14 protein-coding genes are annotated in these 15,286 nt (G+C 66.3%); 10 read left to right on the forward strand and 4 right to left on the reverse strand.

Going from position 1 to position 15,286, the window contains the following annotated elements:
* Positions 1 to 66: 66 nt before the first annotated feature.
* Complete coding sequence (locus AC2FLM_RS03735) at positions 67 to 729, reverse strand: HAD-IA family hydrolase (protein ID WP_234143491.1); 663 nt, start codon at positions 727 to 729, stop codon at positions 67 to 69.
* A gap of 118 nt (positions 730 to 847) precedes the next feature.
* Here AC2FLM_RS03735 and glmU point away from each other — a divergent pair, with 118 nt between their 5' ends.
* Together glmU and AC2FLM_RS03745 are read left to right on the forward strand one after the other, a co-directional pair.
* Positions 848 to 2,200 carry a bifunctional UDP-N-acetylglucosamine diphosphorylase/glucosamine-1-phosphate N-acetyltransferase GlmU gene (glmU, locus tag AC2FLM_RS03740; protein WP_234143490.1) on the forward strand — a complete coding sequence of 451 codons (1,353 nt, stop codon included), beginning with the start codon at positions 848 to 850 and terminating at the stop codon, positions 2,198 to 2,200.
* Between the two features lie 76 nt (positions 2,201 to 2,276).
* Positions 2,277 to 2,963, forward strand: a complete 687-nt coding sequence (locus AC2FLM_RS03745; RefSeq protein ID WP_496855870.1) for a DNA alkylation repair protein — start codon at positions 2,277 to 2,279, stop codon at positions 2,961 to 2,963.
* Here AC2FLM_RS03745 and AC2FLM_RS03750 read toward each other — a convergent pair.
* Positions 2,951 to 3,412 carry a hypothetical protein gene (locus AC2FLM_RS03750; RefSeq protein ID WP_496855872.1) on the reverse strand — a complete coding sequence of 154 codons (462 nt, stop codon included), beginning with the start codon at positions 3,410 to 3,412 and terminating at the stop codon, positions 2,951 to 2,953. The two genes, AC2FLM_RS03745 and AC2FLM_RS03750, sit on opposite strands and share 13 nt — an antisense overlap.
* A 91-nt stretch (positions 3,413 to 3,503) precedes the next feature.
* On the opposite strand from AC2FLM_RS03750, the gene moaA reads away from it, so the two are divergent.
* The 8 genes from moaA (at position 3,504) to AC2FLM_RS03790 (ending at position 12,857) form a co-directional block, all read left to right on the forward strand.
* Complete coding sequence (gene moaA, locus AC2FLM_RS03755; protein ID WP_496855874.1) at positions 3,504 to 4,511, forward strand: GTP 3',8-cyclase MoaA; 1,008 nt, start codon at positions 3,504 to 3,506, stop codon at positions 4,509 to 4,511.
* Between the two features lie 2 nt (positions 4,512 to 4,513).
* Entirely contained in the window at positions 4,514 to 5,812 is a 1,299-nt protein-coding gene (locus AC2FLM_RS03760) for a 3-deoxy-D-manno-octulosonic acid transferase (protein WP_496855876.1), read from the forward strand.
* Positions 5,812 to 6,867, forward strand: coding sequence for a glycosyltransferase family 4 protein (locus AC2FLM_RS03765; RefSeq protein WP_496855878.1), 1,056 nt, complete (start codon positions 5,812 to 5,814; stop codon positions 6,865 to 6,867). The genes AC2FLM_RS03760 and AC2FLM_RS03765 overlap by 1 nt, the downstream gene beginning before the upstream one ends.
* A gap of 128 nt (positions 6,868 to 6,995) precedes the next feature.
* On the forward strand, positions 6,996 to 7,985 hold the full coding sequence (locus AC2FLM_RS03770; protein WP_496855880.1) for a BMP family protein: 990 nt from the start codon (positions 6,996 to 6,998) through the stop codon (positions 7,983 to 7,985).
* Between the two features lie 41 nt (positions 7,986 to 8,026).
* Entirely contained in the window at positions 8,027 to 9,544 is a 1,518-nt protein-coding gene (locus AC2FLM_RS03775; protein ID WP_496855882.1) for an ABC transporter ATP-binding protein, read from the forward strand.
* Entirely contained in the window at positions 9,544 to 10,614 is a 1,071-nt protein-coding gene (locus tag AC2FLM_RS03780; protein ID WP_430539560.1) for an ABC transporter permease, read from the forward strand. Before AC2FLM_RS03775 ends, AC2FLM_RS03780 begins: the two co-directional genes overlap by 1 nt.
* Positions 10,614 to 11,555: an ABC transporter permease gene (locus AC2FLM_RS03785; protein ID WP_496856319.1), complete on the forward strand. Its 942-nt coding sequence runs from the start codon at positions 10,614 to 10,616 to the stop codon at positions 11,553 to 11,555. Before AC2FLM_RS03780 ends, AC2FLM_RS03785 begins: the two co-directional genes overlap by 1 nt.
* Before the next feature lie 9 nt (positions 11,556 to 11,564).
* Complete coding sequence (locus AC2FLM_RS03790; protein ID WP_496855884.1) at positions 11,565 to 12,857, forward strand: amidohydrolase family protein; 1,293 nt, start codon at positions 11,565 to 11,567, stop codon at positions 12,855 to 12,857.
* Positions 12,858 to 12,920: 63 nt separating this feature from the next.
* Here AC2FLM_RS03790 and AC2FLM_RS03795 read toward each other — a convergent pair whose 3' ends face one another.
* Entirely contained in the window at positions 12,921 to 14,084 is a 1,164-nt protein-coding gene (locus AC2FLM_RS03795) for a M20 aminoacylase family protein (protein WP_234219417.1), read from the reverse strand.
* A 23-nt stretch (positions 14,085 to 14,107) separates the two neighbouring features.
* The gene (locus AC2FLM_RS03800; protein WP_496855887.1) at positions 14,108 to 15,277 is read right to left on the reverse strand and encodes an amidohydrolase; all 1,170 of its coding nucleotides are present in this window, start codon (positions 15,275 to 15,277) and stop codon (positions 14,108 to 14,110) included.
* Between the last annotated feature and the right edge of the window lie 9 nt (positions 15,278 to 15,286).

Below are 15,286 nucleotides of genomic sequence, written 5' to 3' on the forward strand. Positions count from 1 at the left end.
ATCTGAGGCGGCGCCCGACAGGTGGTCAAGAGCCGAGATGCAGTTTTGCAAAGGCCAAATCGGGTTTTATCCGATCAGCCGGGTCACCACCTGCGGCAGGTCCTCGAACCGGTCCAGCAGTGCCTCGGGTTCCAGCGCCGCCATATCGGCCCCCGAAGGGCCGAAGGTGACAAGGATCGAGGGCACGCCAGCGGCACGCGCGGTGTTGCGGTCGGTATCGCTGTCGCCCACCAGGACGCAGGCCGCCGGATCGCCCCCCGCCGCCCGCGCGGCGGCGCGCAGCGGTTCGGGGTCGGGCTTGCGCACCGGCAGCGTATCGGCGCCGATCAGCGCGGCAAAGACGTCGCGTACCCCCAGCCGTTGCAACAGCAGGTCGGCCAGCGCCTCGGGCTTGTTGGTGCAGATGCCGACGCCGTAGCCCAGACCGCGCAGATCCTCGACCGCCTCCATGGCGCCGGGATAGAGGAAACTGTGATGGTCGATCGCGCCGCGATAGGCCTCCAGCAGCACCGGGTAATAGCGTTCCACGGTAGCCGCGTCATAGGCGCCCGCACGCTCCAGCCCGCGCGTCAGCATCATGCGTCCGCCCCGCAGCGCGATGCCCGCATCCTGCCCCGGCACAAGCACATCGCCCAGCCCCATGTCGCGGAAACAATGATTGGCCGCAGCCAGCAGGTCGCCCGAGGTATCGGCCAGCGTGCCGTCCAGATCGAAGATCACCGTGCGCATTCCGCCCCTTTCCGGGCGCTGCACCGCCCACTCTGCCACTGCCCGCCCGCACTATCGCTTGCGCCTGTGTGTCCAGCGGATAAAACGGGCGCCAGGAAAACTAAAGAGAAAACGCATTATGAGCACTGCATTGGTCATTCTCGCCGCAGGCAAGGGAACCCGGATGAAATCCGATCTTCCCAAGGTTCTGCACCCCATCGCCCACGCCCCTATGCTGGTTCATGCCATGCGCGCGGGCGCCGTGCTGGAGCCCGAGCGCACCGTGATCGTGGCCGGTCATGGCGCCGACGCCGTGCGCGCCGCCGCCCTGGCCGAGGACGAGGGTGCAGCGGTTGTCCTGCAAGAGGAGCAGCTGGGCACCGCCCATGCGGTCGATCAGGCGCGCGCCGCGCTCGAAGGGTTCGCGGGCGATGTGGTCGTGCTCTATGGCGACACGCCCTTTCTGCAACCCGACACGCTGGAGCGGATGCTGGCCGCCCGCAAGACCCACGACCTGGTCATCCTCGGGTTCGAGGCCGCCGACCCCGCCCGGTATGGTCGCCTCGTGATGCAGGGCGACAGCCTGGAGCGGATCGTCGAGTTCAAGGATGCCACCGAAACCGAGCGCGCGATCCGCTTCTGCAACTCGGGCCTTTTGGCCTGCAACGCGGAAACCCTCTTTGGCCTCATCGCGGCGGTGGGCAACGACAATGCCTCGGGTGAGTATTACCTGACCGACGTGGTCGAGATCGCGCGCAAACAGGGGCTGGCGGTGACCGCGGTGGCCTGTGACGAGGCGCAGACGCTGGGCGTCAACTCGCGCGCCGATCTGGCAGCGGCGGACGCGATCTTTCAGGAGCGCGCCCGGGCCGAGTTGCTGGATCTGGGCGTCACCCTGATGGCGCCGGACACCGTTTATCTGGCCGCCGATACGGTGATCGGACGCGACACGGTGATCGAGCCCAACGTGGTGTTCGGCCCCGGCGTCACGGTGGAAAGCGGTGCCACCATCCGCGCATTCTCGCATCTCGAGGGCTGCCATGTCAGCCAGGGCGCGGTGGTCGGCCCCTATGCCCGCCTGCGCCCCGGTGCCGAACTGGCCGAAAATGCCCGCATCGGCAATTTCGTCGAGATCAAGAATGCCGAGATCGGCGAAGGCGCCAAGGTCAACCACCTGACCTATATCGGCGATGCCAGCATCGGCGCGAACAGCAATATCGGCGCCGGGACCATCACCTGCAATTATGACGGCGTGATGAAGCACCGCACCACCATCGGCGCCAATGTCTTTATCGGCTCGAACACGATGCTGGTGGCGCCGGTCACCCTGGGCGACGGTGCGATGACCGCGACCGGCACCGTGGTGACCCGCGATGTCGAACCCGACGCGCTGGCCGTTGCCCGCACCAAGCAGGAGAACAAGCCCGACCGCGCGCGCAAGCTGTTCGACATGCTGCGCGCAAAGAAGGCCCGCAAGCAGAAAGACACCTGACGCGCCTCTGCCTGCGACAGGTTCACGACGACCGGCGCCCGCGCCGGTTGTCACTACCCCGCCCGTGGAGGACGCCATGCTCAGCCCCTATCTCGACCAGATCCACGCCCATGCCGACCCCGAACGCGCCGCCGAGATGGCCGCCTATCACAAGGCTCCGCGCGTCTATCTGGGGGTCGCCAACCCGGTGCTGAACGATCTGAGCCGGGACTGGCGGCAACAGTTGGCTGTTCCCGACCGGGTGGCGCTGGCCAAGGCGCTTTGGCAGACCGATATCCACGAGGCGCGGGTGGCTGCCGCCAAGCTTTTGACCCAGGCCCGCATCCGCCCCGACGACGCGGTCTGGGACCTGCTGCTGTCGTGGCTGCCCGATTTCGATGCCTGGGCAATTGCCGATCATGCGGCGATGGCGATGCAGAAACGGCTGGTGGCCGATCCGGCACGGCTGGACCAGGTCGAGGGCTGGATCCGCTCGGACCACATGTGGACCCGGCGCGCCGCGCTGGTGGCCACCCTGCCCTGGGCCAAGATGAGCAACCCCAAACCCGCCGATACCGCCGCGCGCGACCGTATCCTGGGATGGGCCGCGGGCTATGTGCCCGACCGAGACTGGTTCATCCAGAAATCCGTGGCCTGGTGGCTGCGCGACCATTCCAAGCACGATCCCGAAGCGGTGCGCGCCTTTCTGGCCGAACACGGCCCCGCCATGAAGGCATTTGCCCGCAAGGAGGCGGGCAAATACCTGAAAGCTCAGTTGGAATAGACGTCAAGCTCGACCAGTTCGTCGATCGGCGCCAAGAGCGCCCGCATGGCGTCAAGCGACAGGCGGCTGCCGCTGCCCGGATCGCCCCCTGCGGGAATCAGCGTGACATGGGCGGTGGCGCCGGTCTTGCGCACCACCACGCGGCCGTTGCGCTCCTGCTCGACCAGCGCAGTCTCCATCCAGCGGCCCGGAATCGCGGGATCGCCCAGACCGGCCACGGTCTGGCGCGCGCCCTCCCATCCGGGCTGGATGTCATCGCCGGGTTGCGCGGCCGGCGCGGCCTCGACCTCGGGCGCGGCGGTTTCGGGTGCCTCTTCGGGCGCGGTTTCGGCCTGCGGCGCGGCGGTGGTTTCCGGGGCCTTGCCGCCCCCGAACAGCTTGTCGGTGGTGGTGCGCACGCGGTCACAGCCCGCCAGCGCCACGAGGGAAATCAGAACCAGGTATCTCATGGCCCGACCCTAGCGCCAGAGAGCGGGCCTGCGCCAGCCCAAACCCACATCGCCCTTGCCGCTGGCAGCGACCCGCTTTACCTATGTCGCCATGACAGCTCCGCTTATCGACCCGTTCCAGCGCGCCATCACCTATCTGCGCGTCTCCGTCACAGACCGCTGCGATTTCCGCTGCGTCTATTGCATGTCGGAAAACATGACCTTTCTGCCGAAGAAAGAGCTTCTGACGCTGGAAGAGCTGGACCGCATGTGCTCGACCTTTGTCCGCATGGGAGTGGAGAAGCTGCGCATCACCGGTGGCGAGCCGCTGGTGCGTCGCGACATCATGACCTTTTTCAACGGCATGACACGGCATCTGGACAGCGGCGCGCTGAAAGAACTGACGCTGACCACCAATGGCTCGCAGCTGGAACGCTTTGCCGATCAGCTTTATGCCGCAGGCGTGCGCCGGGTGAATGTCTCGCTTGATACGCTGGACGATCAGAAATTCGCCGACATCACCCGCTGGGGCCGCCTGCCGCAGGTGCTGCGCGGCATCGACGCGGCCCAGCGCGCGGGCCTCAGGATCAAGATCAACGCGGTGGCGCTCAAGGGCTTCAACGAGGAAGAACTGCCGCGCATCACCGAATGGTGCGCCGAACGCGGCATGGACCTGACCTGGATCGAGGTCATGCCGATGGGCGATATCGGCAACGAGAACCGGCTGGGCCAGTTCTGGTCGCTCAAGGACGTGCGCGCGGAGTATGAAAACCACTACCGTGTCACCGACCTGTCCGAACGCACCGGTGGCCCGGCGCGCTATGTGCGGCTGGAGGAGACCGGGCAAAAGATCGGCTTCATCACCCCGCTCAGCCATAATTTCTGCGAAAGCTGCAACCGGGTGCGCCTGACCTGCACCGGCGAGCTGTATATGTGCCTCGGCCAAGAGGACATGGCCGACCTGCGCAAGCCCCTTCGCGACCATCCGGGCAGCGAGGAACCGCTGGAACAGGCGATCCGTGCCGCTATCGGGCTGAAACCCAAGGGCCATGATTTCGACTATTCCCGCCAGCAGGTCGACGGCAGGATGACCCGGCACATGAGCCACACGGGCGGCTGACCGTGTCCGGCCCAGGCCTGTCGCCGACCCCGCTCTATCACCTGTATCGCGCGGCCTCGTCGGTGCTGGTTCCGTTTGCGTGGCGCGCGGTCCGCAAGAAACTGAGCCGCGCCGAAGTGCCCTTGGAGCGTCAACACGAGCGGCTGGGCCATGCCAGCCTGCCAAGCCCCCCAGGTCGGCTCGTTTGGTTCCATGCCGCCAGCGTCGGCGAGAGCCTGTCGGTGTTGCGCCTGATCACCCGCATGGGCGAGCGGCTGCCGAACCTCGAGTTCCTGATCACCTCGGGTACGCCCACCTCGGCGGATCTGATCGCGCGGCGGATGCCGCCGCGCTGCCGCCACCAATTCGCGCCACTCGACGGGCCCGGCCCGGTGGCGCGCTTCTATCGCCACTGGCGCCCCGACGCGGCGGTGTTTGTCGAAAGCGAGCTTTGGCCGCGCATAATCGTCGAGGGCGCCCGCGCCGGAGTGCCGCTGGCCCTCTTGAATGCCCGCCTGTCCGAGAAATCGGTGCGCGGCTGGCAACGGTTCCCGTCGACTGCGCGCTTTCTCCTCGATCGCTTTCGCCTGTTCCTGACCCAGAACCGGCAGACCGCCGACAACCTGATCGCCATGGGCGCCGACCCGGCGCGGGTCACGCCCGGCTCCAACCTCAAGGCTATGGCCGGACCGCTGCCGGTCGATGCCGCCCTGCTGGCAGAGATGCGTGCAGCCATCGGCCCCCGCCCGATCTGGGTCGCCAGTTCCACCCATCCGGGCGAAGAGGAGGTGGTTCTGGAAGCACATCGCCAATTGCTGGCCGACCACCCTGACCTGTTGCTCTTGCTGATCCCGCGCCACCCCGAGCGCGGCACTGAAGTGTCGACGCTGGTCACGGCTGCCGGACTCACCTCCGCCCGCCGCAGCATCGGCGAGAGCATCACCCCCGGCACGCAGGTCTATCTGGCCGACACGCTGGGCGAGACCGGCACCTGGTACGCGCTTTGCCCGCTGGTCTTCCTCGGCGGCTCGCTGCGCGAGATCGGCGGCCACAACCCGTTCGAACCGGCCCAGGCGGGCGCGGCGGTGATTACCGGGCCGGGCTATTTCAACTTTGCCGAAACCTTTCAGCCATTGATTGCGAGCGGTGGCGCCATGGAGGTGACGGGCGCCACGCCGCTGGCCCGCGCCGTCCGCCGCTGGCTGGACGATGCAGAGGCGTTTGACACCGCCCGCACTCAGGCCCGCGCATTGGTCGCCGCGCAGGAAACCGCGCTGGAGGGAGTCATCGACACGCTGATAACCCGGCTGGAGCTGGATTGATGCCAGATCTCTTCGTCACCAATTTCAACCGTAACTTCACCGGCGTCTCGGCCACGGCGGCAAATGTGATCCGCCAGCAGGTCCAAAGCCATGATTTGGCACTGGTGGGCCACGCCCTGCCCGGCTGCCCCACACCGATCAGCACCCGCGCCGCCCGCGCGCTGTCACGCACACCACCGCCGGGCAAGCCCTTTGCCATCTGGCATGTGCGTCGCAACCTCGAGATGCAGACCGCGATCTGGGCGCGCGATGTGCTGCGCCTGCCGATCCGCATCGTCTTTACCTCGGCCGCGATCCGGCGGCATTCGGCCTTTCCGCGCTGGCTGATCAGCCGGATGGACGCGGTGGTGGCCACATCCGACGCGGCGGCGGGCTTTGTCCCGCATGTGCGCGCCGTGGTGCCCCATGGCGTCGATACCGACCGCTTTACCCCTGCCCCCGACCGCCCCGCCGCCTGGGCGGCGCAGGGCTATGGCGGCAGCTTTGGTATTGCCACCATCGGCCGGGTGCGCCCGGAAAAGGGCACCGATCTCTTTGTCGAGGCGATGCTGCGCCTCTTGCCCGATTTGCCGGGCGCGCTGGCGCTGGTGGTGGGCCGCGCCACCAAGGAACACCAGAAATTCGCCCTGACCCTCAAGGACAAGGTGCAGCGCGCCGGCATGATCGACCGCATTCGTTTCATCGACGAGGTGCCGCCCGACCGCCTGCCGGACCTGATGCGCGCCCTGTCGCTGGTGGTGCAACTGCCCCGCTACGAGGGCTATGGCATGGTCCCGCTCGAGGCGATGGCCTCGGGCGTGCCCTTTGTCGGCTCGGACACCGGATTCTTTCGCGAATTCTCGGCCCAGGGCCGCACCGGGCGGGTGGTGCCGCTGGAAAATCCGAGCCAAGGGGCCGAGGTTGCCCGTGCGCTGCTGGTTGACGAGGATATCCACGGTGCCGCCGCCCTTGCCGCCCGTGAGATCGCGGTGGAGAGTTTCAGCGCCGCGCGCGAGGCCGCGGGGATCGAGGAAGTCTATCAACAGCTCTGGTCGCAGGCTGCCCCCAAGGCCTGACCCGGCCAAATGCGCAAAGCGGAGGCAGGACGGCCGAATTCAAGCCCCGTTTACACACGCGCCTGCGTGAAAAAATTGACTAATCGGTAAAATAATGCTCCGCTTCCTGAAAAAAGCAGGAGAGGATCATGAAGAATACATCAATCACGCGCAGGGTCATGCTTGCTGCGGCCGTCGCGGCCTCGGCCCTGATGACGGCGGGGGCTGCCGCCGCCGAGAAGGTCAAGGTCGCGGCCATCTACACATTGCCGGTCGAACAGCAATGGATCAGCCGCATTCACAAGGCCCTGAACACCGCCGCCGACCGCGGCGATATCGACTATACCTTCTCGGAGAATGTCGCAAATACCGATTATGAAAGGGTAATGCGCGAATATGCCGAACAGGGTGCACAACTGATCGTGGGCGAGGTGTTCGGTCTGGAACGCGCCGCACGCAAGGTGGCCAAGGACTATCCCGACACCGCCTTTCTGATGGGATCGTCCTTCGGGCCGGTGGCGCCGAATTTCTCGGTCTTCGACAACTGGATCCACGAACCCAGCTATCTGACCGGCATGGTGGCCGGTGCCGCCACCGAATCGAACGTGATCGGCATGGTCGGCGGTTATGCCATCCCCGAGGTGAACCGGCTGATGCATGCGTTCATGGACGGCGCGCGCTCGGTCAACCCCGATGTCAAGTTCATCGTCAATTTCATCGACAGCTGGTATGACCCGCCCAAGGCCAAGGAAAGCGCCTTTGCGATGATGGATGCGGGCGCGGACGTGATGTATGCTGAACGCTTTGGCGTCTCCGACGCCGCGGTCGAGCGCGGCGTCAAGGCGGTCGGCAACGTGATCGACACCTCGAGCGACTATCCCGGCACCATCGTCGCCTCGGCGCTGTGGCACATGGAGGCCACCATCGACAAGGCGATCGAGAATGTCGCGGGTGGCAGCTTCGAGGCCGCCGATTATGGCCAGTACAGTTTCATGGCCTATGGCGGCGGTTCGCTGGTGATGGACGAGACCCTGGTCGCACCGGAAACGGTCACGGCGGTCAAGGCCAAGGAAGCCGAGATTCTGGACGGTCTGTTCCGTGTCAACGTGAACGACGACCGCCCGGTCTCGGACAACTGATGAAAGCAGGGCTGGCGGGGTGACCGCCAGCCTGTTTCCCCATGACAGATAGAACGGTTCTCAGGCTGAACGGGCTCAGCAAGCGCTTTGGCCCGGTGGTGGCCAATGACGATGTCAGCCTGTCGCTGGCGCGCGGCGAGGTGCTGGCGCTGCTGGGCGAAAACGGCGCGGGCAAGACCACGCTGATGAACATGCTGTTCGGGCATTACCTGCCCGACGCGGGAACGGTCGAGGTGGCGGACGAGGCCGGGCATCTTGCGCCCCTGCCGCTGGGCCATCCGCAGGCGGCGCTGGCCGCCGGCGTGGGCATGGTGCACCAGCATTTCACCCTGGCCGAGAACCTGAATGCGCTGGACAATATCACGCTGGGCGCGGAACCGCTGCGCGCGATCCGCCGCGACCGGCGCGGCGCGCGGACACGGATCGAGGCGATCATGGCCCATAGCGGGCTCAAGGCGCCGCTGAACGTGCCGGTGGGCCGCCTTTCCGTGGGCGAGCGGCAGCGGGTCGAGATCCTCAAGGCGCTCTACCGCGACGCCCGCATCCTGGTGCTGGACGAACCCACCGCGGTGCTGACCCCGCAAGAGGCCGATACGCTGTTTGCCAGCATCAAGGCGATGACCGCCGAGGGGCTGTCGGTGATCTTCATCTCGCACAAGCTGCGCGAGGTGCTGGCCTTTTCCGACCGGATCGCGGTGCTGCGCCATGGGCGCAAGGTGGGCGAGATGGCCACATCCGAGGCCGACGAAGCGGCGATTGCCCGGATGATGGTAGGCGCCGACACGCCGCGCATCGCGCGCAGCGCGATGGCGCCGGGTGCCCCGGTTCTGCATTTGCAGGGGGTTTCGGTTGCGGGCCGGTCCCAGCGCGACAGCCTGAAACAGGCCGATCTGACGGTACATGCCCATGAGATCCTTGGCGTTGCGGGTATCTCGGGCAACGGGCAAAGCGCGCTGGCCAACGTGATCTCGGGCCTTTCCGTCCCCATCGCCGGGCATATCCGGGTGGATGGGAGCGAGATCCCCCGTCCCTCTCCCGCCAGGATGGTGCGCGCCGGTGTCGGGCGCATCCCCGAGGACCGCCATCACGAGGGCATCGTCGGCGCCATGAGCGTGGCCGAGAACATGGTGATCGAGAGGCTGGACGACCCGCAGGTGCAATCGCGCGGGCTGCTCCGTCGCGAGGCGATCGCGACCCATGCCGAGGAACTGGCCCGTGCCTATGACGTGCGTGGTCCGGGCGTGACGGCACCTGCGCGGCTGCTTTCGGGCGGCAATATCCAGAAACTGATCCTGGCGCGGGTGTTCGAACGCGCGCCCCGCCTGATCCTGGCCAACCAGCCGACACGCGGTCTGGACATGGGGGCGGCGGCCGAGGTCGGGCGGCGCCTGCTCGAGGCACGCGAACGCGGCGCCGGGATCGTGCTGATTTCCGAGGATCTGGACGAGATCCTGGGCCTGGCCGACCGGGTCGTGGTGATCCGCGACGGCCAGATTGTCGAGACCGGCAGCCATGACCGCGAGCGGATTGGATTGATGATGGCAGGAGAGGCGGCATGATCCGGATTGAACCGCGCCAACACAGGTCGCGCACCATGGACCTGGGCATTCCGGTGCTTTCAGCCGTGATCGCGCTGGCCTTTGCCGCCATTCCGCTGATGGCGGCGGGCGCCAACCCGATCACCGCCTATGGCGAGATGGTCAAGGGTGTCTTTGGCTCGGTCTTTGCCCTGTCCGAGATGCTGACCCGCGCGACACCGCTGATCTTTACCGGGCTGGCGGCCGCGCTGGCCTTTCGCGCCAAGCTCTGGAACATCGGGGCCGAGGGGCAGCTTTACCTTGGCGCCATGGCGGCGGTGGCGGTCGGCGCCGGCTGGCTCGACCTGCCGGGGCTGGTGCTGGTGCCGCTGATCGTGATCCTTGGTGCTGCGGCCGGGGCGGCGGGCATGGCGGTGCCGACCTACCTGAAATCGCGCTTTGGCGCCGACGAGGTGGTGACCACGCTTCTGTTGAACTTCATCATCCTGATTTTCCTGCAAATGATGCTCGAAGGACCGCTCAAGGATCCGATGGGGCTGGGCTGGCCGCAATCGGCACCGATCCTCGACCAGGGCATGCTGCCGCCACTGATGGACCGGATGCGGGTGCATTCCGGGCTGATCCTGGCGCTGGTTCTGGCCGCGGTGGCGCAATTCATGCTGGCGCGCTCGGTCTGGGGGTTCCGGCTGCGCGCGGTGGGCGAGAACGCCGCCGCCGCCCGCCATGCCGGGATCAACGTCAACCGTTCGCTGTTTGGCGTGGCGATCATCTCGGGCGGGCTGGCCGGGCTGGCGGGTGTCAGCGAGGTCGCGGGCCTCAAGGGCTACTTGACCGCCGACCTGTCGCCCGGTTTCGGCTATACCGGCATCGTGGTGGCCATGCTGGCGGGCCTGTCGCCGGTGGGGGTGGTCATCGCCGCGCTGTTCATCGCCTCGGTCTTTGTCGGAGCAGACAGCATGAGCCGGGCGATGGGAGTATCGTCCTTTCTGGCCGATCTGGTGGTGTCGATGTCGCTGCTCTGCGTTCTGGTGGGCGGCTTCATCGCCCGCTACCGGATCATCCGCTCGGGCACGGGAAGGGCCGCGTCATGATGGACATCTTGAACATCCTGCTCAGCGACAGCTTCTGGGCCGCAAGCCTGCGGATTGCGACCCCGCTGATATTCGGCGTGCTGGGCGCACTGATCTGCGAACGCGCGGGCGTGCTGAACCTTGGTATCGAGGGGATATTCGTGGTCGGCGCCATGTGCGGCTGGATGGCGGTCTGGCTGGGCGCGGGCCTGTGGGGGGGCGTGTTGGTGGCGGCGCTGGCCGGGGCCTTCTTTGGCCTGCTGCACGCGATCCTGACCGTGCCGCTGGGCCTGTCGCAACATGTCTCGGGCCTTGGCATCACCCTGTTTGCCACCTCGGTCAGCTATTTCACCTATCGCACCGCGCTGCCCAATGTCTCGTCGCCGCCCCGGATCGAGCCGTTTCAGCCGCTGGACCTGCCGGTGCTGTCCGATCTGCCCTTCCTCGGGCCGGTCCTGTTTCAGCAGACGGCGCTGACCTGGCTGGCACTGATGATGGTTGGGCTGGTCTGGTACGTGCTGAACCGCACCGCGCTGGGGGTGGCCATTCAGGCGGTGGGCGACAATCCCGACAGTGTCGATGCGCAGGGCCTGTCGGTCTATGGGCTGCGGATCGGTGCCATCGTGGCGGGGTCGGCGCTGATGGCGCTTGGCGGCGCCTTCCTCACGATGAGCGCGTTCGACGCCTTCTTTTTCGGCATGGTCAACGGGCGCGGCTGGGTCTGTATCGCGCTGGTGATCTTTGCCAGCTGGCGACCGGGCAAGGCGCTGTTCGGGGCGCTGTTGTTTGGCGCCTTCGATGCGCTTCAGGTCCGTTTGCAGACCGAGATGGGTGCGCTGGTGCCGGGACAGGTGTTCCTGATGGCGCCCTATATCCTGTCCATCATCGCCCTTGTCATCGCCGCGCGCTCTGCCGACTATCCGCGCGCATTGCTGCAACCCTGGTTCAAGGGCCAACGATAGGAGCCTGCCATGTTCGACCTGATCGTCAAGAACGCCAATCTGCCCGACGGGCAGAGCGGCGTCGATATCGCCTGTAAGGATGGCCTGATCGCCGCCGTCGAACCCGGCATCACCGCCGAGGCGGGCACGGTGATCGAGGCGGGCGGCAACCTGGTCTCGCCGCCCTTTGTCGATCCGCATTTCCACATGGACGCAACCCTGTCGCTGGGCACGCCGCGCATGAACGTCTCGGGCACGCTGCTGGAGGGGATCGCGCTGTGGGGCGAGCTGAAGCCGATCCAATCGATCGATGACATCATTGCCCGCGCGCTGCGCTATTGCAATCTGGCGGTGGCCAAGGGGATCGGCGCGATCCGCAGCCATGTGGACACCTGCGACGACGAATTGAAAGGCGTGCAGGCCCTTCTGGAGGTGCGCGAGCGGGTCAAGGACCGGCTCGACCTGCAACTGGTGGCCTTTCCCCAGGACGGGGTGCTGCGCGACCCGACCGCGATGGCCAACACCGTGCGGGCGCTGGACATGGGCGTCGATGTGGTGGGCGGCATCCCGCATTTCGAGCGCACCATGGCCGATGGCGCCGAAAGCGTGCGCCTCTTGTGCGAGATGGCAGCCGAGCGCGGGTTGATGGTCGACATGCATTGCGACGAGAGCGACGATCCCCTGAGCCGCCATATCGAGACGCTGGCCTATGAGACCCGGCGCCTGGGCCTTCAGGGCCGGGTGGCGGGTTCGCACCTGACCTCGATGCACTCGATGGACAACTACTATGTCTCGAAACTGATCCCGCTGATGGTCGAGGCCGGGGTTCATGCCATTCCCAATCCGCTGATCAACATCATGTTGCAGGGCCGGCACGACAGCTATCCCAAACGGCGCGGCCAGACGCGCGTGCGCGAGCTGCGCGATGCGGGCATCACCGTGGGCTTCGGCTCGGATTGCGTGATGGATCCGTGGTATTCGCTGGGCCGCGCCTGCATGCTCGACGTGGCCTTCATGGGACTGCATGTGGGTCAACTGTCCAGCCGCGCCGACATGGACTGGTGCTTTGACGCTGTCACCGAGAATTCGGCCCGGATCATGGGGCTCGACGGTTATGGTCTGGCCAAGGGCTGCGCCGCGAATTTCGTGCTGTTGCAGGCGCGCGACCGAATCGAGGCGATCCGCCTGCGCGCCCATCGCCTGGCCACCATCCGCAAGGGCGCGGTGATCTGCCGCTCGGCTCCGGTAATCCACGAACTGGCTGGCGCGGATGGCTGGTCGGAACTGGACGAGACAGCATTCGCGCCACCACAGACCGGGTAACGATCTGGGTGACACGCGCCTTGCGAGGCTATGGGAGAGGCGGCGCCTCTCCCTGTTTCTTGCTCAGGCAGCAGGCATCCGCTGTTCGACGATCTCGGCCCACCAGCTGCATCCTGCCGGAATGGCCTCGTCGTTGAAGTTGTATTCGGGGTGATGCACCATCGCGGTGTCGCCATTGCCGACCAGGATATAGGCGCCGGGGCGTTCCTCCAGCATATAGGCGAAATCCTCGCCCCCCATGACCAGCGCCGCCTCGTCACAGCCGCCCGAGACATCGCGGGCCACCTTGGCGGCGAACTCGGTCTGCTCGTCCGAGTTCACCATCACCGGATAGCCCCGGATATAGCGGATATCGGCGGTACCGCCGAATGTGGCCGCGATGCCCGAACAGATTTCGTTGATGCGCTTTTCGGCCAGATCGCGCATCTCCCTGGACATGGTGCGCACGGTGCCCTTGATCTGCACCCGCTGCGGGATGACGTTGAACGCCTTGGACGAGGTCTCGAACGAGGTGACCGAAACCACCACCTGATCGATCGGGTCGGCGTTGCGGCTGGCGATGGTTTGCAGCGCCAGCACCGCCTGTGCGGTCATCACCGTGGTGTCGATCGTGTCATGCGGCTTGGCCGCATGGCCGCCGCGTCCCTCGAAGGTGATGTCGAACTGGTCGGTGGCGGCAAAGAAGGCACCGGGCCGGATCGCGAAACTGCCCACGGGCGCGCCGGGCCAGTTGTGCATGCCGTAAACCTCCTGAATGTTCCAGCGGTCCATCATGCCATCCTCGCACATCTCGCGGCCGCCACCGCCGCCCTCTTCGGCGGGCTGGAAGATCACCACCACGGTACCGTCGAAATTGCGGGTCTCGGCCAGGTATTTGGCCGCGCCCAACAGCATCGCGGTATGGCCGTCATGGCCGCAGGCATGCATGGCGTTGGGCGTCTTCGAGGCATAGTCGAGCCCGGTCTGTTCGTGGATCGGCAGCGCGTCCATGTCGGCGCGCAGTCCGATCACCTTGCCCTTGCTGTCGCTCTTGCCCTTGATGACACCGACAACGCCGGTGCGGCCGATGCCGGTGACCACCTCGTCACAGCCGAACTCTTGCAGTTTTTCGGCCACCAGCGCGCTGGTCCGGTGGGTTTCGAACAGGATTTCCGGGTTTTCATGGATATCCCGGCGCCATTCGGTGATCTCGGATTGCAATTCTGCAAAGCGGTTCTTGACGGGCATAGTGTGTTTCCTCTTGCGTCATATCAGGGATTAAGCGGCATTCGCTGCTCGGCCAGCGTGGCGAACCAGCTGCATCCGGCGGGGATGGCCGCGTCGTTGAAATCATAGGCGGGGTGGTGAAGATCGGCGCTGTCGCCATTGCCCAGAAAGATGAAGGCGCCGGGGCGTTCGGCCAGCATGTCGGCAAAATCCTCGCCCCCCATAACCGGGTCGATCTCCAGCGGCGCCTGGCCGGTCACAGCCCGGGCCGCCTCGGCGGCATGGGCCGCACCGGGGGCCGGATTGCTGGTGACCGGCACCAGCTGCATGTAGTTCAGCTCGGCCGTTGCGCCATGCGCCTCTGCTGTGGCACGGGCCACCTCGGCGATGCGTGCACGGATCAGCGCCTGCACCTCGGGGTGCAGGTGGCGCACCGTTCCCTTGATCAGAGCGCTGTCGGCGATGACGTTATGAGCGTCGCTGTCGGTGCGCAGCGAACAGACCGACAGCACCGCCGGTTTCAGCGGATCGACATTGCGCGCCACCACCTGTTGCAGGGCCACGGTCAGTTGCGCGGCGGCAAGCGTGGCATCGGCGGTCAGATGCGGCATGGCCCCGTGCCCGCCACGGCCCTGCACCCGGATTTCAAAGAAATCCGTGGCCGCCATCATCGGCCCTTCGCGTAAGCCGAACTGGCCCGCCGGCAGGCCGGGCCAGTTGTGCAGGCCATAAACCTCGGTCACGCCGTGGCGGTCCATCACGCCGTCGGCAAGCATCGCCTTGGCGCCGCCGCCGCCTTCTTCGGCGGGCTGGAACAACAGCACGACAGTGCCGTCGAAATTGCGGGTCTCGGCCAGGTATTGCGCCGCGCCCAGCAGCATCGCGGTATGGCCGTCATGACCGCAGGCATGCATCTTGCCCGGATGGGTCGAGGCATGCCGCAACCCGGTCGCCTCGGTGATCGGCAGCGCGTCCATATCGGCGCGGAACGCCAGCACCCGGCTCGAGCCGGTTTGGCGTCCGTGAATAACGCCGACAACGCCCGTCTGCCCGACCCCGGTTTCCACCATGTCGCAGCCAAAGGCGCGCAGCCGCTCGGCCACCAGCGCACTGGTACGGTGCTCTTCAAAGCGGGTCTCTGGATGGGCATGGATGTCACGTCGCCATTCGGCGATCTGATCCTGCAACTCGGCAAATCGGTTTCTGACCGGCATCGGCGGGGT

Source organism: Ruegeria sp. SAZD011, assembly GCF_059612545.1.

Excerpts from the sequence above, each read along its gene's own strand:
- AC2FLM_RS03735 (WP_234143491.1), bottom strand. The coding sequence starts at position 729 with ATGCGCACGGTGATCTTCGATCTGGACGGCACGCTGGCCGATACCTCG.
- glmU (WP_234143490.1), top strand. The coding sequence starts at position 848 with ATGAGCACTGCATTGGTCATTCTCGCCGCAGGCAAGGGAACCCGGATG.
- AC2FLM_RS03745 (WP_496855870.1), top strand. The coding sequence starts at position 2,277 with ATGCTCAGCCCCTATCTCGACCAGATCCACGCCCATGCCGACCCCGAA.
- AC2FLM_RS03750 (WP_496855872.1), bottom strand. The coding sequence starts at position 3,412 with ATGAGATACCTGGTTCTGATTTCCCTCGTGGCGCTGGCGGGCTGTGAC.
- moaA (WP_496855874.1), top strand. The coding sequence starts at position 3,504 with ATGACAGCTCCGCTTATCGACCCGTTCCAGCGCGCCATCACCTATCTG.
- AC2FLM_RS03765 (WP_496855878.1), top strand. The coding sequence starts at position 5,812 with ATGCCAGATCTCTTCGTCACCAATTTCAACCGTAACTTCACCGGCGTC.
- AC2FLM_RS03770 (WP_496855880.1), top strand. The coding sequence starts at position 6,996 with ATGAAGAATACATCAATCACGCGCAGGGTCATGCTTGCTGCGGCCGTC.
- AC2FLM_RS03775 (WP_496855882.1), top strand. The coding sequence starts at position 8,027 with ATGACAGATAGAACGGTTCTCAGGCTGAACGGGCTCAGCAAGCGCTTT.
- AC2FLM_RS03785 (WP_496856319.1), top strand. The coding sequence starts at position 10,614 with ATGGACATCTTGAACATCCTGCTCAGCGACAGCTTCTGGGCCGCAAGC.
- AC2FLM_RS03790 (WP_496855884.1), top strand. The coding sequence starts at position 11,565 with ATGTTCGACCTGATCGTCAAGAACGCCAATCTGCCCGACGGGCAGAGC.
- AC2FLM_RS03795 (WP_234219417.1), bottom strand. The coding sequence starts at position 14,084 with ATGCCCGTCAAGAACCGCTTTGCAGAATTGCAATCCGAGATCACCGAA.
- AC2FLM_RS03800 (WP_496855887.1), bottom strand. The coding sequence starts at position 15,277 with ATGCCGGTCAGAAACCGATTTGCCGAGTTGCAGGATCAGATCGCCGAA.